Below are 24,549 nucleotides of genomic sequence, written 5' to 3' on the forward strand. Positions count from 1 at the left end.
AGATGGCGGGTTCGCAGGACGGATAGCGTCCCCCAGGCCAGGCCAGGCCAGGCCAGGCAAGCAGGCCGGAACCGCCGCCCACGGCCCGCTGGAGGTCGCTTCCAGGCTTCGACCGGGCGCGCCGGCTTGTCCATAATGGCGCTGCCCGACGGTCGCCGCTGGCGGCCGCTTCCTTCCATGCCTGCCTGTGAGTCCGCCATGCGTAAGTCCGCCGATGCCTTCGCCTTCCAGACCATGCTGTTGCTCTGCGTGATCTGGGGCATCCAGCAGGTGACCATCAAGTGGGCGGCGACGGACATCGCGCCGGTCATGCAGGCGGCCATCCGTTCCGGCATCGCCGCCGCCCTGGTCGGCCTGCTGATGTGCTGGCGCGGCGGCTGGGAGGGCTTGCGCCAGGGCACCCTGGGCGCCGGCCTGCTGACCGGCACGCTGTTCGCCCTGGAGTTCCTGTTCATCGCCCTCGGCCTGCAATACACCACGGCTTCGCACATGTCGGTGTTCCTCTATACCGCGCCGATCTTCTCTGCCCTCGGGCTGCACTTCCTGCTTCCCAGCGAACGCCTGCGGCCCTTGCAGTGGCTGGGCGTGGCGGTGTGCTTCGGCGGCATAGCGGTGGCCTTCGGCGGAGGCCTGTCGTGGGCGGAAATGGATGGGCGGATGCTGCTCGGCGACGCTTTCGGCCTGCTCGCCGGGATGTCCTGGGGCGCGACCACGGTGGCAGTGCGCGGCACCCGGCTGTCCGAGGCACCGCCAAGCCTGACGCTGTTCTACCAATTGTTCGTGGCATGCGCCGGGTTATTGCTGATTGCTCTTTTCAGCGGCCAGTTCGGCGAGGTCCGCTGGACCCCGGTGAGCACCGCCAGCGTGCTGTTCCAGGGCGTGGTGGTGTCGTTCGCCAGCTACTTCTGCTGGTTCTGGCTACTGCGTCGCTACCTGGCGAACAACCTGGCGATCTTCTCCTTCATGACCCCCCTGTTCGGCGTCACCTTCGGTGTATTGCTGCTGGGCGAGCCGCTCAGCCTGAACTTCGTCGCCGGCGCGGCGCTGGTCCTCGCCGGCATCACCCTGGTCAGCGGCGAGCAGTGGCTGCGACGCCTGCTGCGACGCTGAGCGAGTGCGGCCGGCGCAACAGCAGGCCGGCGAAGACCAGGCCGAGCCCGGCGAGCGCCAGCGCCGGTTGCAGGCCGCCGGCGAAATGCGTGCTGAGCGCCGCCAGCAGCGGGCCGAGCAACTGGCCGAGGGCGAAACCGGTGGTCAGTTGGCCGGCGTTGCGCTGCGGCGTATGCGGCGCCAGTTCGCGGGCGTATTGCATCACCAGTTGCATGCCGGCGAGGAACGGCAGGCCGGTCAGCACTACCCCCAGGGCCAGTCCGCCGATCCCCGGCAGCAGGCAGGCGAGCACGCCGAGGGCCTGTAGCCAGAGCGCGCCGACCAGCCAGCGGCGGGTGCCGTCCGGGCGCTGCCGGCGCAGGCTGATCAGCACTACCCCGGTGGCCGAGGCCAGGCCGAAGCAGGGCCAGAACAGGTCGGCCTGCCATTGCCCGTGGAAACGCGCCGCGGCCATCTGCGAGAGAAAGGTGGCCGGGATGATGTAGCCGAGGCCGACCAGTCCGTAGGCCCAGGTCAGGCGGCCGAGGCCGGCGTTCTCGCTCGCCGTGGCAGGCGCGTCGTGGCCGGCGCTGCGTGCGGCCGGGCGCGGCAGCAGCGGCAGGAGCATGAGGATCAGGACCAGCGCGAGGTCGGCGAAGAGCTTCCAGATGAACACCGAGTCCTGGCCCAGGGCGTTGCCCAATGCCGCCAGCAGGCCGGTGACCATCACCCCGATGCCGGGGCCGGCGAACACCAGCGCGCCCAGCCGGGCCCGACCGCTTTCCGAGGCGAGGCGCTGGCTGAGGGCGGTGACCATGATCAGTACCCAGGCGCTGGCCACGCCAAGACCGAAGCGCAGCAGCGCGTGCGGCCAGAAGCCCTCGGCCCAGACCGAGGCCAGGGTCAGGCCGAAGCAGGCCCATAGCCCGACCAGCAGGCGCAAGCGCGCCTGCCGCGCTTCGCGGGCGAACAGCGCGTCCAGCGCGCCGACCAGGTAGCCGAGGTAGTTGGCGGCGGCCAGCAGGCCGGCGCCGGTCAGGTCGAGCTGGCCTTCGCGGATCAGGTGCGGCAGTTGCGGGGTCAGGGAGAAGCGCCCGACCCCCATGGCGACCACCAGCGCCAGCAGGCAGGCGAGCAGGCCGACCAGCGGCGAACGAAGAAAATCACGGGACATGTGCGGATTCCTGCCGGGGGATGAATGGCAGCAGGTTAGGCCTTGCGGCAATTCTGTAAAAATGAATAATCGTGAATTACTTGTTCTGTTTTGGAGAATTAACCGTGGAGTTCGGCCAGTTGAGGATCTTCCAGGCGGTCGCCGAGGAAGGCTCCATCGCCCGCGCCGCCGAGCGCCTGCACCGGGTGCCGTCGAACCTGTCGACGCGCCTGCGGCAACTGGAGGAACAGCTTGGCGTCGACCTGTTCCTCCGCGAACGCCAGCGCCTGCAACTGTCGCCGGCCGGCAAGGTCCTGCTGGACTACGCCGCGCGGCTGTTCGCCCTGCAGGAGGAGGCGCGCGCGGCGGTGCAGGGGGGCGAACCGGTGGGCGACTTCGCCCTCGGCTCGATGTACAGCACCGCGGCGATCCACCTGCCGCCGCGCCTGGCGGAATACCACCGGCGCTATCCGGCGGTGAACCTGCAATTGCAGACCGCGCCCAGCGGCGAGCTGGTCGAGTCGCTGCTGGGCGGGCGCCTGGATGCCGTGCTGGTGGACGGCCCGCTGGACTTCGACGGTCTGGAGGGCCTGCCGATGTTCGAGGAGCGCATGGTGCTGGTCACCGAGAATGGCCACCCGCCGGTGCGCGGTCCCGAGGACGTGGCCGGCAGCGCGGTGATCGCCTTCCGCCCGCGCTGCTCCTATCGCCTGCTGCTGGAGTCCTGGTTCGCCAGCGCGCGAGTGAGCATGGGCCGGGTGATGGAGATCGAGTCCTACCACAGCATGCTGGCCTGCGTGGTGGCCGGCGGCGGGGTGGCGCTGATGCCGGTGTCGATGCTGCAAAGCCTGCCGGGGCGGGAGTCGGTGGCGGTGCATGCGCTGGCCGAACCGTTCGCCCGGGCGAATACCTGGCTGGTCTGGCGCAAGGGCATGGTCGGCGCCAACCTGAAGGCCTGGATCGGTCTCCTGCAAGGGCGGGAATCGGCGTTGGCTTGATTCAGGTCAGGGTCCGGGGCCGGTTTCCCGCAGTAAAGTTGTTTCCAAGGACGGAGTGGAACGTGCGGAGAGTGGGACGCCGGTCTACTCTTTCCTAGGGCGACCTGACTTGTCAGGTCGCCCGATTCTCCTTCCCTTGGACAAGGGGCGTGTCATGAAACTCTGGCTGCAAAACCTGGCGTGGCAACTCGGTGTCGCCCTTGGCCTGATCGAGCCCCCGCGCATGCAACCCATCCCGGTGGAAAACGACGAGCAACGCCGGCGCCTCGCCGCGCGGCAACGTCGCTGAGCCGGTTCCCCGACGCTCTGGCCTCCGCCTGCGGCGCTGGCCAGAGTCCCGGTTTTGGTCTATCGATCGTGGTTCCTGAACCAGGCGACGATCATTTCCCTCAAACGCTCCCCGGAAAAGCTCGCGAAATGCCCGCCATGCACGGTGCGCACCGGTAGCTCGCGCAGGCGCGCGAGGCTGGCGGCATAGTCGTCGAGGTTGGAATGATAGGCGTCCTCGACCAGCGGACCGTCGTAGACGATGTCGCCGGAAAACAGCGTCTGTGTTGCCGCTTCCCACAGGCTGATGCCGCCCGGCGAGTGCCCGGGCGTGTGCAGCACTTGCAGCACGCGGTCGCCGAGATCGAGCACGTCGCCTTCGTCGATCAGTCGGGTCGCCGGCGCTGCTCGCACCCGGTATTCGGCGTAGCACAGCGGGCACTCCGGATGCGCCTCGAACATCTCGTCGCCGACATAGGCGCGCGCCAGGGTGTTGTCGCCGTCCGGCGCGGCGAGGATCTCCGCCTCGGCCGGATGCGCCAGGCGCTCGGCGAATTCGTGGTGGCCGGCGATATGGTCGAAGTGGGTGTGGCTGGCCACCGCCAGCAGCGGTCGTTCGGTGAGCCAGGGCAGTTGCTCGCGCAGGCTGACCAGACCGGAGCCGCTGTCCACCAGCACGTCGCGCTCGCGGCCCTGGACATGCCACATGTTGCAGCGATAGAAGGGGCGCACGTAGGGCTCGTGGATCAGGCTGATACCGTTGTAGAAGTGCCGGGTTTCGAACCAGCGGTCGCGGCTGACGATTCTCATCGCGGTCTCTGTCGGTGGAAAGGCTATCCCAGAAGGATAGGCGTTCAGGGTATGACCTTGCCCGGGTTGAACAGCCCGCTGGGGTCGAGCAGTTCCTTGATCTGCGCCATCAGCGCGAGCTTCAGCGGATCGGCGTAGCGTCCCAGGGCTTCCTTCTTCTCCAGGCCGATGCCGTGCTCGGCGGAGATCACGCCAGCGCATTCGCCCAACTCGCCGTAGAGGATTTCCTCCACCGCCTGGTGCAGCGGCAGCAGCGGGACGTCGGCGGCGAGCATGACGTGCAGGTTGCCGTCGAGGAAATGGCCGAAGAGGAAGACCTGCATGCCCTTCACCAGGTCGTCCAGGCGCCGCCGGATGCGCTCGACGTAGCCGGCCAGGGCCGGCACCGGCAGCGATACGTCGAAGGACAGGCTGTCGACGCCGGCGTGGATGGCCGCGTCGGAGTCTTCGCGCAGGCGCCAGATGGCCAGGCGCTGGGTTTCGTTGGCGGCGAGCAGGGCGTCTTCCACCAGCCCGTCCTCGAAGCAGTCTTCCAGCAGGGCGGTGAGCGCCTCGCCGGCATCCAGGTGGCGGTCCTCGGCCAGTTCCACCAGCAGGTAGAGAGGGCAGGGCGCCAGGCTCGGCGCGCTGTCGCCCATGGGTGCGGCGGTGCATTGCAGGTAGTCGTGCCAGAGGATCTCGCAGGCGAACAGGCGTTCGGCGTGCTCGCGGCGCAGGCGCGCGGCGATGGTGATCGCCGCGTCGACGTCGGGCAGGCCTAGCAGGGCGGTGGCGCCGGGACGCTGCAACGGCTCCAGGCGCAGTACCGCACGGGTGACGATGCCGAGGGTGCCTTCGGCGCCGATGAACAACTGCTTGAGGTCGTAGCCGGTGGTGTTCTTCAGCAGCCCGCGCAGGTCGCTGTAGACGCTGCCGTCGGCGAGTACCGCTTCCAGGCCGAGCACGCGCTGGCGCATGGTGCCGAAGCGGAAGGCGCGGATGCCGCCGGCGTTGGTCGCGACCAGCCCGCCGACGCTGGCGCTGCCGCGCGCGGCGAGATCGATGCCGGGGTCGAGTCCGGCCTCGGCGGCCAGCGCCTGGGCCTGTTCGAGGGTGACGCCGGCGTCGAGGTCGAGGGTCTGGCTGGCCGCATCCAGCCGGTGTATGCGGTTCAGCCTGCGCAGCGAGAGCAGCACGTCGCCGGCTTGTGCGGCGCCGCCGCCGACCAGGCCGGTGAGTCCGCCCTGGGGTACCAGGGCGCGTCCCGCCTGGCGGCACAGACGCACCACGGCGGCGACCTGGTCGGTGCTTTCCGGCAGGACCAGGAAGCTTCCGTCGAGGTTCTGCGGATGGTAGCCGGGGTCCTGCCCGGCGAGCGCGGCACTGTCGCGCACGCCACGGGCGCCGAGGATCTCGCAGAGGGAGCGGTAGAGTTCGGAATCGTCCATGGCGGGCTCCGGGTCAGGGATGGAAGGGCGCGGCTTGCAGCACCTCGACGATCAGCGGACGGTCCGCCGGGGCGCCGCGCAGCAGTTCGCGCAGGTGTTCGAGATCGCGCGCGCGTTCGGCGGCGCAGCCGAAGCCGCGGGCGATGGCGAGGAAGTCCGGGGTGTAGATATCGACCCCGAGCGGAGTGATCTCGCGCCGCTCCATGTAGCGCTTGATCTCGCCATAGCCGTGGTTGTTCCACAGCAGCACGACGATGCCGACCTTGGCTTCCACCGCGCTGGCCAGTTCCGGCAGGGTGAACTGCAGGCCGCCATCGCCCATCAGGCTGACCACCGGGCGTCCCGGCTCACCGAGCTTGGCGCCGATGGCGGCGGGCAGGCCATAGCCGAGGGTGCCGTAGCCGGTGGAGGCGTTGAACCAGCGGCGCGGCTCGTCGAGATCGACCAGGTGGTTGCCGCTGTAGACGGTCTGGGTCGAATCGCCGACGAAGCGGGCGTCCGGCCACTCGGCCAGGATCGCGGCGAACAGCTGGCGATAGTGCGACCAGCCGGCGAAGTCTTCGGCCAGGCGCTGGCGCACGGCGGCGGCGCGCCGGGCCCCGGGGCTGTCCGGCGAGGCCTCGCCGCCCGGCAGTTCGGCCAGCAGCACGCGCATGGCCAGCCGGGCGTCGCTGTGGATGGCCAGGCTCGGCGTGTAGTTGCGCATCAGTTGCTGCGGGTCGATGTCGATGCGGATCAACTCGCCATCGAGGGCGAAGCCGCCGTCGAACACCACGTCGTAGTCGGTTTCGCCCAGCTCGGTGCCGATGGCCAGCACCACGTCGGCCTCGGCGGCCAGCTCGCGTACCGGCACGCAGGACTGGTTGCTGCCCAGCAGCAGCGGGTGGTCGGCCGGTAGCAGGCCCTTGGCGTTGATCGTCAGGGCGGTCGGCGCGTCCAGCGCGGCGGCCAGGGCACGCGCTTCGGCGGCGGCCTCGACGCAGCCGCCGCCGAGCAGCAGCAGTGGCTTTTTCGCGTTGCGCAGGCGCGCCGCGGCCTCGCGCAAGGGCGCGAGGGCCGGCGCCGGGCGGCTGGCGAGGGTGCGTGGGCGCAGGGCCAGGTGTTCGGCGGGCGCGGTGATGACGTCGAGCGGCAGCTCGATGTGCACCGGCCGCGGCCGCTCGCTGTCGAACACGGCGAAGGCGCGGGCGAGCACCGCCGGCAGCTCCTCGGCGCTCATCAGGGTATGGCTGAAGGCGCAGACGTTGCCTACCAGGTTGCGCTGGTTCGGCAGCTCGTGCAGGTAGCCGTTGCCGTGGGCCAGGCGCGCGCGTTCGTTGACGCTGGAGATCACCAGCATCGGAATCGAGTCGGCGTAGGCCTGGGCCATGGCGGTGAGGATGTTGGTCATCCCCGGGCCGGTGATGATGAAGCACACGCCGGGCTTGCCGGTGACCCGTGCGTAGCCGTCCGCCATGAAGCCGGCGCCCTGCTCGTGGCGCGGGGTGACATGGCGGATACGGCTGCCGGGCAGGCCGCGATAGAGCTCTACGGTATGCACGCCGGGGATGCCGAAGACGGTCTCGACGCCCCAGGCTTCGAGTTGCTTGACGAGGAATTCGCCGCAGGTGGTCATGGCCGTTCCTTTTTCATGTTCTCGGGAATGGAAAAGGCGAGGGAAAGTCCCTCGCCTGTCGGGGTTGTGCCTGGTTCAGGCGGCGCTGGCGACACCCGTCGGGCGCCGCGAGAACAGGCTGACCAGGACGAAGCTGAGCAGGCCGACCGCCAGGCTGTAGTAGATCGGCGTATTGGCGTCGAGGCCGTCCTTGATCATGAACACCAGCACGGTAAGGAAGCCCAGGGTCATGCTGGTGATGGCGCCGGCGGTGGTGGCGCGCTTCCAGTAGATCGCGCCGATCAGCGGGATCAGCATGCCGCCTACCAGCAGGTTGTAGGCCACGGTCAGGGCGCTGATCACGTCGCTGACCACCAGGGCGATGCCGAGCACTACCAGGCCCAGCAGCAGGGTCGCGATGCGGTTCTCGTGCACGTCGCCGTTGTCGGACTGGCCGCGGCCGCGGCGCAGGCGCGGCAGCAGGTCCTGGGTGACGGTGGTGGACGCCGCCAGCAGGCCGGCGCTGGCGGTGGACATCAGCGCCGCCAGGGCGGCGGCGATGACCAGGCCGCGGATGCCGTTCGGCAGGCTGTGCTCGACCACACTGGCGAAGGCGTTGTTGACGTTCTCCAGGTCCGGCAGCAGGACCTTGGCGGCCATCCCGATCAGCGCCCCGGCCATGCCGTAGAGCACGCAGTAGATACCGGCGGCGGAGCCGGCGACCTTGGCCACGGTCTCGCTGCGGGCGGTGAACACCCGCTGCCAGATGTCCTGGCCGATGAAGATGCCGAAGAAGTAGATCAGGAAGTAGGTGACGATGGTGTCCCAGCCGATCGCGGTGAAGTCGAAGTAGCTGGCCGGCAGCTTGGCTACCAGGGCGTCCCAGCCGCCGGCGTCGTTGATCGACAGCGGCATCAGCAGGAACACCAGGCCGACGGTCATGATCAGGAACTGCACGATGTCGGTCAGGGTCAGCGACCACATGCCGCCGATGGTGGAGTAGAGCACCACGACGCCGCCGCCGATCAGGATCGAGACCCAGAACGGCAGGCCGAACAGGACCTGCATGACGGTGCCGATGGCGATGGTCGAGGTGGCGCCGATCATCAGTGCGTAGACCAGCATGATCAGGGCGCTGGCGTGGCGCGCGGCGGGGTTGTAGCGACGCTCCAGGACCTGGGTGACGGTGTAGATCTTCAGCTTCAGCAGCGGCTTGGCCAGGAACAGGCTGAGGCCGACGATGCCGAGGCCGATCGCGCCGCACAGCCAGAAGCCGGAGATGCCATGGACGTAGCCCAGGCGCACGGTGCCGATGGTGGAGGCGCCGCCGAGGACGGTGGCGGCCATGGTTCCCAGGTAGAAGCCGGGGCCGAGGTTGCGGCCGGCCACCAGGTAGTCGTCGCGGGTCTTGGCGCGGCGCATGCCGTACCAGCCCAGCGCGATCATGCCCGCGGCGTAGATCAGAACGACGAATATGTCGAGGGCCATATCAGGTCTCCCAAGTTTCTCATTGTCATTGTTGTATCCGGCGAGGCGCCGGAAGCGCGGGACGCTGGCGTCCCGCCGTGTGTGTCCCCCACCTCAGGCGGTGGCTATCGCCGGTGCCCTCCGCGTGCCGTGCGCGCGCACCCAGCGCGGTCCTCGCGGGCCATAGACGCAAGGCGGTTCCGGGAACAGGCGCAGCAGTGCCAGGTAGAGCAGGGCGGCCAGGCCGAGGGCGACCGGCAGGCTGAGGTCGATGCCGCCGGCCAGTTCGCCGAGCGGACCGACGAATTGCCCCGGCAGGTTGACGAAGGCCAGGCCGGCTGCCGCGCTGGGAATCCAGGCACCCATTCCGCGCCAGTTCCAGCCGTGCTCGAACCAGTAGGCGCCGCCGCGCTGGCCGCGGGTGAACACCTGCAGGTCGTCCGGGCGGTAGAAGCCGCGACGGGTCAGCAGGCCGATCAGCATGATCACCATCCACGGGGTGGTGCAGGTGACGATCAGCACGGCGAAGGTAGAGACGCTCTGCACCAGGTTGAAGGCGAAGCGGCCGACGAAGATGAAGCCGATCGAGGCGACCCCGATCAGCACCGTGGCCTGCACCCGCGAGAGCAGGCGCGGGAACACGCTGGACATGTCCAGCCCGGTGCCGTACAGCGAAGTGGTGCCGGTGGACATGCCGCCGATCACCGCGATCAGGCATACCGGCAGGAAGAACCAGCCGGGAGCGATGGCCAGCAGGCCGCCGACGTAGTTGTTGGCAGCGATGTAGTCCGGCGCGCGGACGGCGACGATGGTCGCGGTGGCGAGGCCGAACAGGAAGGGAACCAGGGTCGCCAGCTGCGCGCCGATCACCGCCAGCATGATCCGTGCCTGCGAGGTCTGGCGCGGGATGTAGCGGGCCCAGTCGCCCAGGAAGGCGCCGAAGGAGATCGGGTTGCTCATGGCCAGCAGGGTGGCGCCGATGAAGGCGGCCCAGAAGCCCGGCTGGCCGAGTTGCACGCTGCCGGCGTAGGCGGCGTCGAAGGGGCCGGCGAAGGCGAACAGGCCGAGCAGGAACAGCAGGCTGGCGGCCCACACGGCGATCCTGTTGACCAGCAGCATGAAGCGGAAGCCGTAGATGCATACGGTCAGCACCAGCACGGCGAACAGGCCGTAGGCCAGGCCCAGGTTCAGTTCGCTCTCTTCCAGGCCGACCAGGCGCCGGGCGCCGCCGACCAGGGCATCGCCGGAACTCCACACCGAGAGCGAGAAGAAGGCGATGGCGGTCAGCAGCGAGAGGAAGGAGCCGACGATGCGCCCGTGCACGCCGAAGTGCGCGCCGGAGGAGACCGCGTTGTTGGTGCCGTTGAGCGGGCCGAACAGGCCCATCGGGGCGAGGATCAGCGCGCCCAGCGTGACGCCCAGCAGGATCGCCCACAGCCCGGCCTGGAAGGACAGCCCGAAGAGCACCGGAAAGCTGCCGAGCACGGCGGTGGCGAAGGTATTGGCGCCGCCGAAGATCATGCGGAACAGATCGACCGGCGTGGCGTTGCGTTCGTGGTCGGGAATCTGTTCGACCCCGAAGGTTTCGATGCGTGTGATTGCGTGTTGGTTATTGTTGTGATCCATGACGTTCTCCCGGGAGAGCTAGCTAGTCGATGGCAGGTACTCCGGCATCGCCGACAAGTGCTCATGGCAGGCCAGCCAACGGCCTTCTTGTTGTTCTAGGCGGAACAGGATGGTTTCCCGTTCCCGGTTCAGGCTTTCCGTTCCCTGGAGGCGCAGCCGGGTGGCGACATCGTGGCTGAAGATCGCCAGGTCGCCTTGCAGGCTGACGCAGGTATTGCTGGATTCGCACGCCAGCACTTCGAAGCCGTCCTCGCGTCGCCAGCGCTCCCACAACTTGCGGTAGGCCGCGCGCGAGCGCAGCGGCTGAGGCCAGTTGTGGAAGATGAAGCTGGCGTCCTCGCTGAAGGCGGCGAAATAGGCCTCGGCATCGTTGCGGGCGAAGGCCGCCACCAGTCGGCGGGCGGCCTCCAGCACCTGTTCGACGCGGTCGTCGGTCATGGTCGCGCTACGGCTCAGCGACGCACCACGCCCGGGAGGACGCAGAGCATTTCATAGAGCAGGTTGGCGCCCAGCAACGAAGTGTTGCCGGTGGTGTCGTAGGGCGGCGAGACTTCGACCAGGTCGCAGCCGATCAGGTCCAGGCCCTGGCAGCCGCGGATGATTTCCATCGCCTGGATGGTGGTCAGGCCGCCGATTTCCGGGGTGCCGGTGCCGGGCGCCCAGGCCGGGTCGATGCCGTCGATGTCGAAGCTCAGGTAGACGGGGCCGCCGCCGACCTTCTCGCGGACCTCGGCCATCAGCGGCTCCAGCGACTTGTGCCAGCACTCCTCGGCCTGCACCACGCGGAAGCCCTGCTTGCGGCTCCAGTTGAAGTCCTCGGCGGTGTAGCCTTGGGCGCGCAGGCCGATCTGCACAACACGGTCGCAATCCAGCAGGTCTTCTTCCACCGCGCGGCGGAAGGTGGTGCCGTGGGCGATCTTCTCGCCGAACATGTGGTCGTTGACGTCGGCGTGGGCGTCGACGTGGACCAGGCCGACCTTGCCGTGCTTCTTCTTGATCGCGCGGAGGATCGGCAGGGTGATGGTGTGGTCGCCGCCGAGGGTCAGCGGGAGGATGCCGTGACCGAGGATGCGGTCGTATTCCTGCTCGATGATGCGCACGGCTTCCAGCAGGTTGAAGGTGTTGATCGCGACGTCGCCGATGTCCGCCACGTTCAGCGAGTCGAAGGGGGCGGCGCCGGTGGCCATGTTGTAGGGACGGATCATCACCGATTCGGCGCGGATCTCGCGGGGGCCGAAGCGGGTACCGGAGCGCAGGGAGGTGCCGATGTCGAGGGGCACGCCGACGAAGGCGGCATCGAGGGCGTCGAGTTCGGCGGGGGACTGGACATGGGGCAGGCGCATCATGGTGGCGATGCCGCCGAAGCGGGGCATTTCATTGCCGCCCAGGGGCTGGTGGAGATTCTTGTCCACGGGGTGGCCTCACGGTCGTTGTGGTTGTTTTAGGGGTCGGATGGATTCTCTTCACAGCCGGTAGCGAGTCAAATCGCTGGCTACAAATAATCAGTTCAGAGATTTCTAAACTAACGGCGAAGCGGCTAGACTTCGCCGCCGAGCCTGGACGGCGGCCTTTGCCTCGGCCCGCAGTTCGAAATCCTCGCCCGCAAACCGGAGTCGCCGTGTCCAACGCCTTGCCCGACCTGCGCCTGTTGCGCATCTTCGCCGCGGTGGTGCGCCACCAGGGCTTCGCCGCCGCCCAGCAGGAGTTGAACCTGTCGACCTCGGCGATCAGCACCTACATGAGCCAACTGGAGAACCAGCTCGGCATCGTGCTCTGCCACCGTGGCCGCGGTGGCTTCAGCCTGACCAGCAAGGGCGAGCTGTTCCACCAGGAAACCTTGCGCATCCTCGGCGAACTGGAAGGCTTCGAACGCTACGCGCTGGCGTTGAAGGGCGAGCTGCGCGGCACCCTGAACCTCGGCGTGCTCGATTCCACGGTGAGCGACCCGGCGCTGCCGCTGGCCGAGGTGATCGGCGCCTTCAGCCGCGAACACCCGGCGGTTCACCTGCACCTGCTGGTGCAGAGCCCCTACGAACTGCAACTGAGCGTGCTGGAGAACCGCCAGGACCTGGCTATCGGCGCCTTTTCCAGTCGCATGAACGGACTGGTCTACCAGCCGCTGTACCGCGAACAGCACTGGCTGTACTGCAGCGACCGGCATCCGCTGTTCGACGGGCGGAGAATTCCCGCCGATCTGATCACCCAGCAACGCATGGTCGGCCGCGGCTACTGGAGCCAGGCCGAGCTGGCTCGGCACGGATTCAAGCACAGCGCGGGAACGGTGGAGAGCATGGAGGCGCAACTGATCCTGATCCTTTCCGGCGGCTACATCGGTTACCTGCCGGAGCACTACGCTCACCCGTGGGTCGAGCAGGGGCGCCTGCGCGCCCTGCTGCCGGCGACCTTCGGCTACCAGGCGCCATTCTCCCTGATCCTCCGTCGCGGCCGCTCGCGCGAGCCGCTGATCCAGGCCTTCCGCGACCAGTTGCGGACGCAGATGAGCCTGGCCTGAGCCCTAGAGATCGGCGTTGAGGGTGCGCGAGAACTGCTGCACCGCTTCTACCACCTTGTGCGTGCTCTCGCGGATGCCGAGGATCGCCGCGCCGGCCTCGTTGGCCAGCTCCACGCCGCGCCGCGCCTGTTCCTGGCTGTGCTGCATGTCGTCGATGACGCTGCGGGTGCCGGTCTGGATGCGACCGATCATGTCGGCGATCTCCTTGGTCGACTTGCTGGTGCGTTCCGCCAGTTGCCGCACCTCGTCGGCCACCACGGCGAAGCCGCGACCCTGGTCGCCGGCGCGGGCGGCCTCGATGGCGGCATTGAGGGCGAGCAGGTTGGTCTGCTCGGCGATCTCGCGGATGGTGTTGACGATCGAGGTGATCTGTTGCGAGTGCTGTGACAGTTCGCCGATGTTCAGCGAGGAAGCATCCAGGGTATTCGCGATCTTGAGCATTTCCTCCACCGCGCTCTGGATGATCAGCGCGCCGTGTTCGGCGACCGTGCGGGTCTCGGTGGACAGGGTATGGGCCTGGTGGGCGTTGTCCGCCTCGGCCTGGTAGCGGCGCATGCGGTCGCTGACATCGCTGGCGAACTTGACCACCTTGTAGAGCTTGCCGTCGGCGTCGTAGACCGGGTTGTAGCTGGCTTCCAGCCAGACCGGCTGGCCGTTGCGGTGGACCCGGCGGAACTGCCCGGTGACGTACTCGCCGCGGTTCAGGCGGCGCCAGAGGTCGGCGTACTGCGGGCCGTCGCGGTAGCCCGGTTCGCAGAACTGACGGTGGTTGGCGCTGGCCAGCTCGGCTCGGCCATAGCCCATGGTGGCGAGGAAGTTGTCGTTGGCCGCGAGGACATAGCCGTCGAGGTCGAACTCGATCATCGCCATCGAGCGGGACAGGGCATCCAGCTTGCTCTGCATCTCGTGTTCCTGGTGGACGATGGCATCGATGTCGCTGGCGTACTTGACCACCTTGAGCAGTCGACCCTGCCCGTCGCGTACGGGGTTGTAGGTGGCTTCCAGCCAGAGTGGCCGGCCCTCGCGGGTAATGCGCTTGCAGCGGCCGGAAAAGTGTTCGCCGCGCCGCAGGCGTTCCCAGAAGCGCCGGTAGTCTTCCGATTGCGCGTAGGCGCCGTCGCAAAGCTGGCGATGCGGTTTGCCGAGGATCTCGTCGCGGCGGTAGCCCAGCAGGGTCAGGAAATTCTCATTGGCATCGGTGATATTGCCGTCCGGATCGAACTCCACGCGCGCCATGGAGCGGTCCAGGGCCGCCATGTGCAGGCGCTCGGCGGCGAGTTGCTGTTGCAAGTCGGCGTTCATCTGTCGGTACTTGCGAGTGAACATGAGAAAAATCCTTGGATAGAGAGAGGGGCTCATCCCTGTCTTCGGCGCCGATGGGCGGGAGTTGAGAGGGTGGGACGATTGTATTTTTTCATCGAACGACAAAAATTCGTCGTTATTCTTAATGGGTGAAACAAATTACCGCCATTCGTCGGAAATATGACGTTTTTGCGAGTGAGAGGAAGCCCCTCCGCCTGTGGCACACTGGGCCCCTTCCAGGAGTCGTCCCATGCCACGTATCCGCTGCGAGCGTTGCGCTCGCCCCACCAGCCATTGCCTCTGCGCGCTGATTCCCTCCTTGCCGTCGCGTACGCGGGTGCTGGTCCTGCAGCACCCCAGCGAGGTCGGGCACGCGTTGAATACCGCAGGATTGGCCGTCCTCGGCTTGTGCAATGCGGAGCTGCGGGTTGGCGAGCGTTTCGCCGAGGAGACCTGGCGGGTACCGGGCTACCGGGCCTGCCTGCTGTTTCCCGGCGAGCAGGCGCGTGCGCTGGCAGAGATGGCCGCCGAGGCCGCCGGCGAGCCCCTCCTGCTGGTGGTGCCGGACGGCACCTGGCGCAAGGCGCGCAAGCTCCTGCACCTGAACCCGGCCCTGGCGGCCCTGCCGCGGGTGAGCCTGGCCGAAGGCATGGCGTCGCGTTATCGCCTGCGCAAGGCGCCGGGAGAGGGCGCGCTGTCGACCATCGAAGCAATCGCTGCGGCGCTCGACGAACTGGAGGCGCCGCGTACCCACGAAGCCTTGCTGAAACCCTTCGATGCTCTGATCGAGGGGCAGATCGCGGCGATGGGCGAGGACACCTATCGGCGCAACCATCTCAGCCAGGAGCGCCGCCGCCGATAGCGGTCGAGCAGTTCCGGGATTGCCGTTTCGCGCCAGAACTCCGGGCTGACCATGCCGCTGGACATGCCGCCGTGGGCGTGGCGCGCGAGGTAGATCAAGGCATCGTATTCCAGCGGATGGCCGCTGAGGCGCTCGAAGGTCTCGCCGAGCAGGTGTTCCAGGGCCGCTGCGGAAGCCGGCCAGGACGCGTCCGCCAGTTGCCCGGCCATTTCCTGCCAGAGGTAGGGGTCGCCACGGCCGCCCCAGCGCGAGGGTTCCTGTTCGAAGAGTTCGGAGATGCGCGGTCTGGCCATGTCGGTCGGTCGTGTCTGTCGGAAACGAAAAGTATGCCCGATTGGCAGGGCCGCATGGGCGGAGTAGACTGCCGCGGTCTTTCCTTCCGTACGAGGTGTTCGTCCGATGCGCAATTGATGCTGCCGTGTCTGCACGGCCGGTTTTCCGTCCCTGGCCCGAGGGCCCGGGGGAATGCATGGCATCAAGGGGGTATCCATGACGAATACGTCGACCCTGACGCTCGATGGCGTCTCTTTCCAGCTGCCGGACGGCAGCCTTCTGTTTTCCGATCTCGACGAAACCTTCGACACCCGGCACACCGGGCTGGTGGGACGCAACGGCGTCGGCAAGTCGCTGCTCGCGCGCCTGCTCGCCGGACACTTGCAGCCGTCCAGCGGCAGCGTCCGGCGCCAGGGGCGCGTGCGCTACCTGGCGCAGCAGCTCGAACCGGCCGACTACCCGACCGTCGCCGATCTGGCCGGCGTCCGCCCATGGCTGGAGGCGCTGGCGCGGATCGAGGCGGGTAGCCTCGACGCCGCCGACTACGAATGCCTGGGCGAGCGCTGGGACATCCGCCAACGCCTGGCCGACGCCCTGGCCGCCGAGGGGCTCGGCCATCTCCGCGCGGACACCCCGAGCGAACGCCTGAGCGGCGGCGAATGCATGCGCGTAGCGCTGCTCGGCGCATTCCTCGACGACGCCGACTTTCTCATCCTCGACGAACCGAGCAACCCTCTCGACGGGCCGGCACGCGCTTTGCTGCGGGCGCGCCTGGCGGCATGGGACGGCGGCCTGCTGCTGGTCAGCCATGACCGCGAACTGCTGGAGGGTATGCAGCGGATCGTCGAGCTGTCGACCCTCGGCCTGCGCAGCTATGGCGGCGGCTATTCCTTCTACGCGCAGAGCCGGGAGGAGGCGCGCGAGGCCGCCGAACGTCGCCTGGACCAGCGTCGTCTGGAGCGCAAGCGGCAGACCCTGGCCATGCGCGAACAGCAGCAGCGCCAGGAGCGGCGCCAGGCCAGCGGCCGGCGCGAAGGCAAGACGGCGAACCAGGCGAAGATCCTGCTCGGTGGGTTCAGGGAACGTAGCGAGGTCAGCGCCGGCAAGCTGCGCAACGCCCACCAGGCGGAGCGCGAGCGTCTCGACCGCGAGGTGCGCGAGGCTGCCCGGGAGGTCGAGGAGGCGTCGCCGCTGCTGCTCGATTCGCCCGATGCCGAACTGGCGGCACAGCGCCGGATCGTCGAGTTGAAGGGCGCGGTCCTGCCGCATCTGTGCGGGCCGTTGCGCGAAATCGACCTGCTCCTGAGCGGTCCGCGACGGCTGGCGCTGGTCGGCCCGAACGGCAGCGGCAAGTCGACCCTGCTGCGGCTTCTGGCCGGGCAACGGGCGCCGCTGGCGGGAACCTGCGCGGTGACGGTGGGCGCCGCCTATCTCGACCAGCGGCTGAGCGTGCTGGACCACGGGCGAGGCGTGCTGGAGCAGTTGCTGGAGGTCAATCGCAGTCGCGGCGAAAGCTGGCTGCGCACGCGCCTGGCGCAACTCGGCTTGCCGGCTGAACGGCTCGCCCAGCCGTGCGCGACGCTGAGCGGCGGCGAACGCCTGAAGGCGGCCCTGGCCCTGGTGCTCTACGCCGACCGGCCGGCGCAGCTGCTACTGCTCGACGAACCGGACAACCACCTCGACCTGGCTGCGCGGCAGGCCCTGGAAAGCATGCTCGGGCAGTACCGTGGGGCCTTGCTGGTGGTGTCCCACGACCCGGTGTTTCTCCGCCACCTGGCGCTGGACGGCGAACTGCGGGCTACTGCCGCGGGTTGGCGCCTGGAGGACCGATGAGCTGGCCATCCGCCGCGACCTGCAGGAGGCTGACTCCGCCGTGGCTGAAACCGATGGCGAGGAGTTTGTCGCTGACTGCCAGGCACAGCGGTATGGCGTCTGCCGTGCGGTAGCGCCAGCGACATTCGCCGCTGGCGAGGTCGCGTACCTCGACCTGACCATCGACCAGCGCCAGTGCGATCCATTGTCCGCCGGGCAACGGCGCGAAGGCGCTGACCTGGGCGGACAGGGTCGCGCCCCAGAGCGTGCCGCGGCTCTCCAGGTCGTAGCAGGTCAGGCGCTGGGTACCGTAGGCGTGATGCGGCGAGTTGTAGACCTTGGCGTTGAGCAGCAGGCGATTGCCCAGCAGGCAGCCGTGCAGATTGTTGAAGTGCTCCGGGTGGCGCTCCAGGCGTAGCACTTCGCAGGTCTTGAAGGTCTGCGGGTCGAGGCGGAACAGGCCCTTGTCCTGGTGCTGCTCCGGCGGATTGCCGGCCAGGTAGAAGAAGGCTTCGCCACGGTCGATGCGCAGATGATGGTTGAACAGGTCGTAGTGTCCGAGACGGCGCCTGTGGATGATCCGGCCGGCCGGGTCGAGCACGAGGTCTTCCAGGTCTTTGCCCTCGAGGGCGATCTGGCGGGCGAGAAAACCGCCTTGGGCGGATTGCGCCAGCAGATGGCGGCAGTCGCTCAGGAGCAGCGGTTGTCCCGGTGTCAGCGGCACCTTGAACAGTCGCTGGGCGGCATACCCGAGTTGCAGATTGACCAGCAGGCTGTCGTCCGTGGCGTTATGGAAGACCTGCAGGCACTGGCCCCGTTCGGCCAGTTCGAAGCTGCGCAGGCTGTCGTCGGCCAGATTCCAGAGCTCGAGCCGGGGGTTGGCGCGGGCGATGGCCAGGCGTTGTCCGTCGAGAAAGCACAGGTCCCACACCGGTGGACGATGCAGGAACCGCCGATCTTTGCCCAGGGCGAGGTTTTCCAGGATCGGCAGCGCTGCTTCGCGTTGTGTCGAGGCAGGGTAGAGGGCCCAGTCGAAGGGCAGGCGGGTGCCGGGCAAGTCGTCCAGCACCAGTGGGGCGTCGACCTGAAAGGCTAGCGAATGGCGCTGGCGGAACAACGGTCGGTCCTCCAGGTCGTCGCTGGGGGCGACGGTGAAGGTCAGGCGCCGGCCGTCGTCCTCGAAGTCGCAGGCGAGCACTTCGCGGTTGTCGGCGAGCAGCGATTGGGTCTTGCCGCTCGCGTAGTCCCAGGCCAGCAGACCGCCTTCGAAGAAGGCGCCGCCGTCGTAGCGTCCGCCGCCGATCACCAGTACGGGCCGGCTCGGGTGCCAGGCGATGGCGTTGAGCGGAAAGCCCAGGTCCGGCAGGACGGCGATGCATTCGAGGTCGCCGCCGCGGTACAGGCGCAGGCTCTGTTCGTAGACGTCGAGCTGTCGGCCCGGGTGTTGCCCATGAAAGGCGCTGGCCACCGCAAGGAGCGCGCCGCCGGGAGCCTGGAACACGGCGTAGGGCTCGCCGATGTCGGCGAAGGCGCAAGCGGGCAGCCTGCGGCCGGAAGGAAGCGGGGAGTTGGGCATGGGCGATACCGGGAAAAAGAGTCGGGCGCAGTGTCGTTCATTCGTCGTTTCGGGAAAAGCATGGGAAGAGCGGCTGTTCCGACCGGTCGTTTTCTTCTAGGATGGCGCTCCCTTCCTCCCTCGTCGCCGCCGCTGTGCACCGTCCATGCGTTGATTCGCGCCACGGGCATCCAGGCGACGAACCTCAGCGTGGCGCCCGGCCTGGCGGTCGCGGCTGCCTTTCGTTCTACCTGGAATCTTTCGGATAAAGGAATCCAGCATGCACATTCGCAAGCGCGTCGACGCCGACAACACGGCATTGGTCGACCTGTGGGAACGTTCCGTCCGCGCGACCCACGACTTTCTCAGTGAAGCGGACATCGTCGAGCTTTACCCACAGGTCCGCGACCTGTACCTGCCGGCCGTCGAGGTCTGGGTGCTGGTCGACGACGACGGCGTGGCCCAGGGCTTCATCGGCCTGAACCAGGCGCATGTCGAGATGCTCTTCGTCGAACCCGGGCTGCGCGGCCGGGGTATCGGCCGACGCCTGCTCGATCATGCGCGGGCGACCTGGCCGCGCCTGAGCGTCGATGTCAACGAGCAGAACCCGCAGGCCTGCGGCTTCTATCGACACTATGGGTTCCGCCAGACCGGCCGCTCCGCGACCGACTCGGCGGGGCGGCCGTTCCCGCTGCTGCACATGAGCCTGTAGGAGGACGCGGCACCTCGCCCTGTGGAGCGAGGTGCCGCGCAACATCCGGAAAAGTTTTCCCCGGCCAGATGCTTTCAACTGCAAGCATCCGTTTGAGACAGGTCAAACGTTGCGGCGCAGGCCTGCCCGATAGTTCTGTTCATCAGAACGAGGCGCAGGAATCCCATGAACGGCATCCCACCCCTGTCTTCCCGCGACGCCCATGCCAGCCCGCCGCAACGGGTGCTGGAACGATTGCACAGCTCCGCCGCCGGTCTGGACGCGGACGAAGCCGCCCGCCGCCTGGCGGCGCACGGCTACAACCGATTGCCCGCGCCGAAACGCCAGGGGCCGCTGCTGCGCTTGCTGCGGCAGTTCCACAACGTCCTGCTGTACATGATGCTGTTCGCCTCGCTGGTCACCGCGCTGCTCGGCTTCTGGGTGGACAGTGCGGTAATCCTCCTGGCGGTGGTGGTCAACGCGCTGATCGGTTTCGTCCAGGAGGGCAAGGCGGCCAACGCGCTGGACGCCATCCGCGACATGCTTTCGCTGCATGCCCTGGTCCTGCGCGACGGCCAGCGCCAGGCGCTGGACGCCGAACGCCTGGTACCGGGCGACGTGGTGCTGCTGGCCTCCGGCGACCGGGTGCCGGCCGACCTGCGGCTGTTCGAAACGAAGAACTTCCATGTCGACGAGTCGGCCCTGACCGGTGAGTCGGTGCCGGTGGAGAAGGGCTGCGTCGCGGTGGCCATCGACGCGCTGCTCGGCGACCGCCGTTGCATGGCCTATTCCGGCACCCTGGTGACCAGCGGCCAGGCGCGCGGAGTGGTGGTCGCCACCGCCGGGGATACCGAACTGGGCCGGATCGGTACGCTGTTGCGCGAAGTCCGCACCCTGGCCACTCCGCTGCTGCGACAGATCGCCAGCTTCAGTCGCTGGCTGGCCCTGGCGATCCTGTTGCTGGCCGGCGCCACCTTCGTCCTCGGCACCCTCTGGCAGGGCCAGCCGATGGTGGACATGTTCATGCTGGTGGTGGCGCTGACCGCCTCGGCGATTCCCGAGGGACTGCCGGCGATCATGACGGTGATCCTCGCCCTCGGCGTACAGCGCATGGCCCGGCGCAACGCCATCGTCAGCCGCCTGCCGGCGGTGGAGACGCTGGGTTCGGTGACGGTGATCTGCTCGGACAAGACCGGCACCCTGACCCGCAACGAGATGACCGTGCAGCGTATCGTCACCGCCGACCAGGTAATCGAGGTCAGCGGCGCCGGTTACGCCCCCCTGGGTGGTTTCAGCCACAACGGCGAAGGCCTCGATCCCGCCGGACGCGACGATCTGCAGGAGATCGGTCGCGCGGCGCTGTTGTGCAACGAGGCGCGCCTGCACCAGGAGGGCGAGGCATGGCAACTGGAGGGCGACCCCACCGAAGGCGCGCTGCTCAGCCTCGGCCTCAAGCTGGGCCTCGATCCGCAGGCGCTGGCGGCGGAACGGCCACGCAGCGATGCGATTCCGTTCGAGTCCGAGCATCGCTTCATGGCCACCCTGCACCACGACCACGCAGGCCAGGCGATGGTCTACCTGAAGGGCGCGCCGGAGCGCATCCTCGACATGTGCGAGGCTGAACGGGTGGGCGACTCGGTGCGGCCGCTGGACCCGGACTACTGGCGGCGCCTGGCCACCGACACCGCCGCTCGCGGTCTGCGCCTGCTGGCCATCGCCCGACGGGCGATGCCGGCGGAGCAGCGCACGCTGGATTTCGCCGACGTGGAACATGGCTTCACCCTGCTGGCCCTGGTGGGCATCATCGACCCTCCGCGCGAGGAGGCCGTGGCCGCGGTCGCCGAATGCCAGGCGGCGGGTATCGCGGTGAAGATGATCACCGGCGACCACGTCGACACCGCGCGGGCGATCGGCGCCATGCTCGGGATCGGCATCGACCGGCCGGCGCTGACCGGCGCGGAGATCGAGTTGCTCGACGACCAGCGCCTGCGCGAAGTGCTGCCGGGCGTCGATGTGTTCGCCCGCGCCAGCCCTGAGCACAAGCTGCGCCTGGTGCAGGCCCTGCAGGCCAGCGGCGAGGTGGTGGCGATGACCGGCGACGGGGTCAACGATGCGCCGGCGCTGAAGCGCGCCGACGTCGGCGTAGCGATGGGCAACAAGGGCACCGAGGCGGCCAAGGAGGCGGCTGAGGTGGTCCTCGCCGACGACAATTTCGCCACCATCGCCAATGCCGTGCGCGAGGGAAGGGCGGTCTACGACAACCTGAAGAAATTCATCCTCTTCATGCTGCCGACCAACGGTGGCGAGGCGCTGATCGTGATCGCCGCGATCCTGTTCCAGTTGACCCTGCCGATGACGCCGGCGCAGATCCTCTGGATCAACATGGTCACCTCCAGCACCCTGGGCCTGGCGCTGGCCTTCGATCCGGCCGAGCGCGGCCTGATGCAGCGTCCGCCGCGTCCGCCGGCGGAGCCCCTGTTGTCGCTGTTCTTCGTCTGGCGGGTGCTGCTGGTCTCGCTGCTGATGATGGCGGGCGCCCTGGGCCTGTTCCTCTGGGAGCTGGAGCATGGCACCGGGCTGGAGAGCGCGCGGACCATGGCGGTGAACAGCGTGGTGGTGTGCGAGATGTTCTACCTGCTCAACAGCCGGCATATCTACGATTCGGTGCTCAGCCGCGAGGGCCTGTTCGGCAACCGCCAGGTCTTGCTGGCGATCGCCGCCTGCGTGGTGCTGCAACTGCTCTATACCTACGCGCCGCCGTTGCAGGCGCTGTTCGGCTCGGTCGGCCTGGCCCCGGGCGAGTGGGCGCGGGTGCTGCTGGCCGGGCTCGGCCTGTTCTGCGTCGCCGAACTGGAAAAGTGGCTATGTCGCCGGGTCCGTGCCCGGCAGGCCTGACGCCGCGAGGTCGCCCCCTTGGCCGTGGCGCTGTGCCTTTGCGCGTGCGCCGCGCACAGACGTCTGCGCCTCGGATCGCCCGGCCGAGAGCGGTCGCACGCGTGGCGATGGGCCGACAGTGAACCCGGGGACCAGGTGTGACTGGGTATTCAGTTCGCATAAAATGTGATCTAGATCACATTTAAACGTTTGCTTACCCTCTAGGACGGGTATCGTACTAGGTGCATCAAACGCTGCGGTCTATTGTTAAGTGGGACTGAAATGTGCCTTTCCGGCACAACGCCAACTCTATAGAGTGGGCTGACTGGACATCTTCAGGGGTCGTCGGGCACGGGCGCATGCGCCTCGGCAGGAAGCCGGGATTCTCGGACTGCCGTACAACGTGCCGGATATCGGGTGCCGAATCCATATTTGGCTGATTGGTTAATAGTTTAAGAAGAACGTAGCGCTATGGCCTTGGTTGACGGTTTTCTTGAGCTGGAACGCTCAAGTGGAAAATTGGAGTGGAGCGCCATCCTGCAGAAGATGGCGAGCGACCTTGGATTCTCGAAGATCCTGTTCGGCCTGTTGCCTAAGGACAGCCAGGACTACGAGAACGCCTTCATCGTCGGCAACTACCCGGCCGCCTGGCGCGAGCATTACGACCGGGCTGGCTACGCGCGGGTCGACCCGACGGTCAGTCACTGTACCCAGAGCGTACTGCCGATTTTCTGGGAACCGTCCATCTACCAGACGCGAAAGCAGCACGAGTTCTTCGAGGAAGCCTCGGCCGCCGGCCTGGTGTATGGGCTGACCATGCCGCTGCATGGTGCTCGCGGCGAACTCGGCGCGCTGAGCCTCAGCGTGGAAGCGGAAAACCGGGCCGAGGCCAACCGTTTCATGGAGTCGGTCCTGCCGACCCTGTGGATGCTCAAGGACTACGCACTGCAGAGCGGTGCCGGACTGGCCTTCGAACATCCGGTCAGCAAACCGGTGGTTCTGACCAGCCGGGAGAAGGAAGTGTTGCAGTGGTGCGCCATCGGCAAGACCAGTTGGGAGATATCGGTTATCTGCAACTGCTCGGAAGCCAATGTGAACTTCCATATGGGAAATATTCGGCGGAAGTTCGGTGTGACCTCCCGCCGCGTAGCGGCCATTATGGCCGTTAATTTGGGTCTTATTACTCTCTGATCTTGCCTCTCAGGTCGGCGAGCTGGCGATCGGTAATTTGCCCTTCTATATAGAAATGCAAAAGCAGATATATAGGGAAGGGCAGGTTCTCGCCATTCTCGAAACGACTGCCGCAGGATTGGCTTATCCCGAAGCGGCTCCAGAAAGTTTCCTGGCTTTCCCGTCGGGCGGTGCGGGTGGCCTTTGCCCGGAAGGCCATGTTTTGGGGCTGTGTTCTCTCGTGTGAAGCCATTGCTCTGATCTTTTCGGACGTTTCTTCGAGCCTAGCAAGGGTCCGGGTTCACCGAAATCTATCTCATTTGCTAGTTATAAAATTATGAAATTTGCATAAATTCTTCAGCTTCCTATTTGGAGGAAGTGAAGATGATCGTACAAATTGGTCGGCGCGAAGAGTTCGATAAAAAACTGCTGGGCGAGATGCACAAGTTGCGTGCTCAAGTGTTCAAGGAGCGCAAAGGCTGGGACGTTAGTGTCATCGACGAGATGGAAATCGATGGTTATGACGCACTCAGTCCTTATTACATGTTGATCCAGGAAGATACTCCTGAAGCCCAGGTTTTCGGTTGCTGGCGAATTCTCGATACCACTGGCCCCTACATGCTGAAGAACACCTTCCCGGAGCTTCTGCACGGCAAGGAAGCGCCTTGCTCGCCGCACATCTGGGAACTCAGCCGTTTCGCCATCAACTCTGGACAGAAAGGCTCGCTGGGCTTTTCCGACTGTACGCTGGAGGCGATGCGCGCGCTGGCCCGCTACAGCCTGCAGAACGACATCCAGACGCTGGTGACGGTAACCACCGTAGGCGTGGAGAAGATGATGATCCGTGCCGGCCTGGACGTATCGCGCTTCGGTCCGCACCTGAAGATCGGCATCGAGCGCGCGGTGGCCTTGCGCATCGAACTCAATGCCAAGACCCAGATCGCGCTTTACGGGGGAGTGCTGGTGGAACAGCGACTGGCGGTTTCATGACGGGGATCTGTCGGCTCGCGCCGGCGCGTTCTCTGTCGGAGAGGGAGCGCCTGGCGTCGATGCCGAATCCGCTGTAA

At 67.2% G+C, this 24,549-nt stretch carries 22 protein-coding genes; 10 read left to right on the forward strand and 12 right to left on the reverse strand.

What is annotated here, in order from left to right; genetic code table 11:
* Positions 1-198: 198 nt before the first annotated feature.
* Entirely contained in the window at positions 199-1,110 is a 912-nt protein-coding gene (locus FHW81_RS15280; RefSeq protein ID WP_003082945.1) for a DMT family transporter, read from the forward strand.
* Here the strand turns inward: FHW81_RS15280 and FHW81_RS15285 are convergent.
* On the reverse strand, positions 1,070-2,263 hold the full coding sequence (locus FHW81_RS15285) for an MFS transporter (RefSeq protein ID WP_034041614.1): 1,194 nt from the start codon (positions 2,261-2,263) through the stop codon (positions 1,070-1,072). The two genes, FHW81_RS15280 and FHW81_RS15285, sit on opposite strands and share 41 nt — an antisense overlap.
* A 104-nt stretch (positions 2,264-2,367) precedes the next feature.
* Between FHW81_RS15285 and ptrR the strand changes: the two genes are divergently transcribed.
* Together ptrR and FHW81_RS15295 are read left to right on the forward strand one after the other, a co-directional pair.
* Complete coding sequence (gene ptrR / locus FHW81_RS15290; protein WP_003082949.1) at positions 2,368-3,240, forward strand: putrescine utilization regulator PtrR; 873 nt, start codon at positions 2,368-2,370, stop codon at positions 3,238-3,240.
* A 154-nt stretch (positions 3,241-3,394) separates the two neighbouring features.
* Entirely contained in the window at positions 3,395-3,529 is a 135-nt protein-coding gene (locus tag FHW81_RS15295) for a PA1414 family protein (protein ID WP_003087006.1), read from the forward strand.
* Positions 3,530-3,588: 59 nt separating this feature from the next.
* Here the strand turns inward: FHW81_RS15295 and FHW81_RS15300 are convergent, their stop codons facing one another.
* The 7 genes from FHW81_RS15300 to speB form a co-directional block, all read right to left on the reverse strand.
* Positions 3,589-4,317 (reverse strand): MBL fold metallo-hydrolase, encoded by a 729-nt coding sequence (locus FHW81_RS15300; RefSeq protein WP_003082954.1) that lies wholly within the window; start codon positions 4,315-4,317, stop codon positions 3,589-3,591.
* 44 nt (positions 4,318-4,361) lie between these two features.
* Positions 4,362-5,744: an FAD-binding oxidoreductase gene (locus FHW81_RS15305; protein WP_060774261.1), complete on the reverse strand. Its 1,383-nt coding sequence runs from the start codon at positions 5,742-5,744 to the stop codon at positions 4,362-4,364.
* 13 nt (positions 5,745-5,757) lie between these two features.
* Positions 5,758-7,359 (reverse strand): 5-guanidino-2-oxopentanoate decarboxylase, encoded by a 1,602-nt coding sequence (locus FHW81_RS15310; RefSeq protein ID WP_003082958.1) that lies wholly within the window; start codon positions 7,357-7,359, stop codon positions 5,758-5,760.
* A 75-nt stretch (positions 7,360-7,434) separates the two neighbouring features.
* The gene (locus FHW81_RS15315; protein WP_003100479.1) at positions 7,435-8,826 is read right to left on the reverse strand and encodes a sodium:solute symporter; all 1,392 of its coding nucleotides are present in this window, start codon (positions 8,824-8,826) and stop codon (positions 7,435-7,437) included.
* Between the two features lie 93 nt (positions 8,827-8,919).
* The gene (locus tag FHW81_RS15320) at positions 8,920-10,431 is read right to left on the reverse strand and encodes a purine-cytosine permease family protein (protein WP_106120582.1); all 1,512 of its coding nucleotides are present in this window, start codon (positions 10,429-10,431) and stop codon (positions 8,920-8,922) included.
* 18 nt (positions 10,432-10,449) lie between these two features.
* On the reverse strand, positions 10,450-10,869 hold the full coding sequence (locus FHW81_RS15325; RefSeq protein ID WP_003112430.1) for a YybH family protein: 420 nt from the start codon (positions 10,867-10,869) through the stop codon (positions 10,450-10,452).
* 14 nt (positions 10,870-10,883) lie between these two features.
* Positions 10,884-11,843 carry an agmatinase gene (gene speB, locus FHW81_RS15330; RefSeq protein WP_003082966.1) on the reverse strand — a complete coding sequence of 320 codons (960 nt, stop codon included), beginning with the start codon at positions 11,841-11,843 and terminating at the stop codon, positions 10,884-10,886.
* Positions 11,844-12,049: 206 nt separating this feature from the next.
* Between speB and FHW81_RS15335 the strand changes: the two genes are divergently transcribed.
* Positions 12,050-12,943 (forward strand): LysR family transcriptional regulator, encoded by an 894-nt coding sequence (locus tag FHW81_RS15335; RefSeq protein WP_003082969.1) that lies wholly within the window; start codon positions 12,050-12,052, stop codon positions 12,941-12,943.
* Positions 12,944-12,946: 3 nt separating this feature from the next.
* On the opposite strand, the gene bdlA is transcribed toward FHW81_RS15335, so the two are convergent.
* A complete protein-coding gene (gene bdlA, locus FHW81_RS15340) occupies positions 12,947-14,200 on the reverse strand; it encodes a biofilm dispersion protein BdlA (protein ID WP_079278975.1) in 1,254 nt (417 codons plus the stop codon).
* Between the two features lie 295 nt (positions 14,201-14,495).
* Here bdlA and FHW81_RS15345 point away from each other — a divergent pair, with 295 nt between their 5' ends.
* Entirely contained in the window at positions 14,496-15,107 is a 612-nt protein-coding gene (locus tag FHW81_RS15345) for a tRNA-uridine aminocarboxypropyltransferase (RefSeq protein ID WP_023090705.1), read from the forward strand.
* Here the strand turns inward: FHW81_RS15345 and FHW81_RS15350 are convergent.
* On the reverse strand, positions 15,065-15,400 hold the full coding sequence (locus FHW81_RS15350) for a hypothetical protein (RefSeq protein ID WP_003100463.1): 336 nt from the start codon (positions 15,398-15,400) through the stop codon (positions 15,065-15,067). The genes FHW81_RS15345 and FHW81_RS15350 overlap by 43 nt on opposite strands.
* A 196-nt stretch (positions 15,401-15,596) precedes the next feature.
* Here FHW81_RS15350 and FHW81_RS15355 point away from each other — a divergent pair, with 196 nt between their 5' ends.
* Entirely contained in the window at positions 15,597-17,213 is a 1,617-nt protein-coding gene (locus FHW81_RS15355; RefSeq protein ID WP_073636995.1) for an ATP-binding cassette domain-containing protein, read from the forward strand.
* On the opposite strand, the gene FHW81_RS15360 is transcribed toward FHW81_RS15355, so the two are convergent.
* Positions 17,179-18,768, reverse strand: a complete 1,590-nt coding sequence (locus tag FHW81_RS15360; protein WP_034054633.1) for an antimicrobial peptide ABC transporter ATPase — start codon at positions 18,766-18,768, stop codon at positions 17,179-17,181. The two genes, FHW81_RS15355 and FHW81_RS15360, sit on opposite strands and share 35 nt — an antisense overlap.
* A gap of 259 nt (positions 18,769-19,027) precedes the next feature.
* Between FHW81_RS15360 and FHW81_RS15365 the strand changes: the two genes are divergently transcribed.
* From FHW81_RS15365 to lasR, 3 genes are all read left to right on the forward strand, one after another.
* Positions 19,028-19,459 (forward strand): acetyltransferase, encoded by a 432-nt coding sequence (locus FHW81_RS15365; RefSeq protein ID WP_003082981.1) that lies wholly within the window; start codon positions 19,028-19,030, stop codon positions 19,457-19,459.
* 165 nt (positions 19,460-19,624) lie between these two features.
* Positions 19,625-22,333 carry a cation-transporting P-type ATPase gene (locus tag FHW81_RS15370; protein ID WP_003116553.1) on the forward strand — a complete coding sequence of 903 codons (2,709 nt, stop codon included), beginning with the start codon at positions 19,625-19,627 and terminating at the stop codon, positions 22,331-22,333.
* Between the two features lie 450 nt (positions 22,334-22,783).
* On the forward strand, positions 22,784-23,503 hold the full coding sequence (lasR, locus tag FHW81_RS15375) for a transcriptional regulator LasR (RefSeq protein ID WP_003082999.1): 720 nt from the start codon (positions 22,784-22,786) through the stop codon (positions 23,501-23,503).
* Here the strand turns inward: lasR and rsaL are convergent.
* Positions 23,493-23,735, reverse strand: coding sequence for a quorum-sensing transcriptional regulator RsaL (gene rsaL / locus FHW81_RS15380; protein ID WP_003083010.1), 243 nt, complete (start codon positions 23,733-23,735; stop codon positions 23,493-23,495). The two genes, lasR and rsaL, sit on opposite strands and share 11 nt — an antisense overlap.
* A gap of 131 nt (positions 23,736-23,866) precedes the next feature.
* On the opposite strand from rsaL, the gene lasI reads away from it, so the two are divergent.
* Positions 23,867-24,472: an acyl-homoserine-lactone synthase LasI gene (lasI, locus tag FHW81_RS15385; protein ID WP_003083017.1), complete on the forward strand. Its 606-nt coding sequence runs from the start codon at positions 23,867-23,869 to the stop codon at positions 24,470-24,472.
* The last annotated feature ends 77 nt before the right edge of the window (positions 24,473-24,549 follow it).

It is taken from the genome of Pseudomonas sp. RC10-4-2, from assembly GCF_050433085.1.
GTDB classification, from domain to species: domain Bacteria; phylum Pseudomonadota; class Gammaproteobacteria; order Pseudomonadales; family Pseudomonadaceae; genus Pseudomonas; species Pseudomonas aeruginosa.

Coding starts and splice junctions, on each gene's coding strand:
- FHW81_RS15370 (WP_003116553.1), top strand. CDS start 19,625: ATGAACGGCATCCCACCCCTGTCTTCCCGCGACGCCCATGCCAGCCCG.
- FHW81_RS15305 (WP_060774261.1), bottom strand. CDS start 5,744: ATGGACGATTCCGAACTCTACCGCTCCCTCTGCGAGATCCTCGGCGCC.
- rsaL (WP_003083010.1), bottom strand. CDS start 23,735: ATGGCTTCACACGAGAGAACACAGCCCCAAAACATGGCCTTCCGGGCA.
- FHW81_RS15325 (WP_003112430.1), bottom strand. CDS start 10,869: ATGACCGACGACCGCGTCGAACAGGTGCTGGAGGCCGCCCGCCGACTG.
- FHW81_RS15320 (WP_106120582.1), bottom strand. CDS start 10,431: ATGGATCACAACAATAACCAACACGCAATCACACGCATCGAAACCTTC.
- FHW81_RS15295 (WP_003087006.1), top strand. CDS start 3,395: ATGAAACTCTGGCTGCAAAACCTGGCGTGGCAACTCGGTGTCGCCCTT.
- FHW81_RS15360 (WP_034054633.1), bottom strand. CDS start 18,768: ATGCCCAACTCCCCGCTTCCTTCCGGCCGCAGGCTGCCCGCTTGCGCC.
- FHW81_RS15350 (WP_003100463.1), bottom strand. CDS start 15,400: ATGGCCAGACCGCGCATCTCCGAACTCTTCGAACAGGAACCCTCGCGC.
- FHW81_RS15310 (WP_003082958.1), bottom strand. CDS start 7,359: ATGACCACCTGCGGCGAATTCCTCGTCAAGCAACTCGAAGCCTGGGGC.
- FHW81_RS15345 (WP_023090705.1), top strand. CDS start 14,496: ATGCCACGTATCCGCTGCGAGCGTTGCGCTCGCCCCACCAGCCATTGC.
- FHW81_RS15315 (WP_003100479.1), bottom strand. CDS start 8,826: ATGGCCCTCGACATATTCGTCGTTCTGATCTACGCCGCGGGCATGATC.
- bdlA (WP_079278975.1), bottom strand. CDS start 14,200: ATGGCGGCCCTGGACCGCTCCATGGCGCGCGTGGAGTTCGATCCGGAC.
- lasI (WP_003083017.1), top strand. CDS start 23,867: ATGATCGTACAAATTGGTCGGCGCGAAGAGTTCGATAAAAAACTGCTG.
- FHW81_RS15285 (WP_034041614.1), bottom strand. CDS start 2,263: ATGTCCCGTGATTTTCTTCGTTCGCCGCTGGTCGGCCTGCTCGCCTGC.
- FHW81_RS15365 (WP_003082981.1), top strand. CDS start 19,028: ATGCACATTCGCAAGCGCGTCGACGCCGACAACACGGCATTGGTCGAC.
- lasR (WP_003082999.1), top strand. CDS start 22,784: ATGGCCTTGGTTGACGGTTTTCTTGAGCTGGAACGCTCAAGTGGAAAA.
- FHW81_RS15300 (WP_003082954.1), bottom strand. CDS start 4,317: ATGAGAATCGTCAGCCGCGACCGCTGGTTCGAAACCCGGCACTTCTAC.
- FHW81_RS15355 (WP_073636995.1), top strand. CDS start 15,597: ATGACGAATACGTCGACCCTGACGCTCGATGGCGTCTCTTTCCAGCTG.
- FHW81_RS15280 (WP_003082945.1), top strand. CDS start 199: ATGCGTAAGTCCGCCGATGCCTTCGCCTTCCAGACCATGCTGTTGCTC.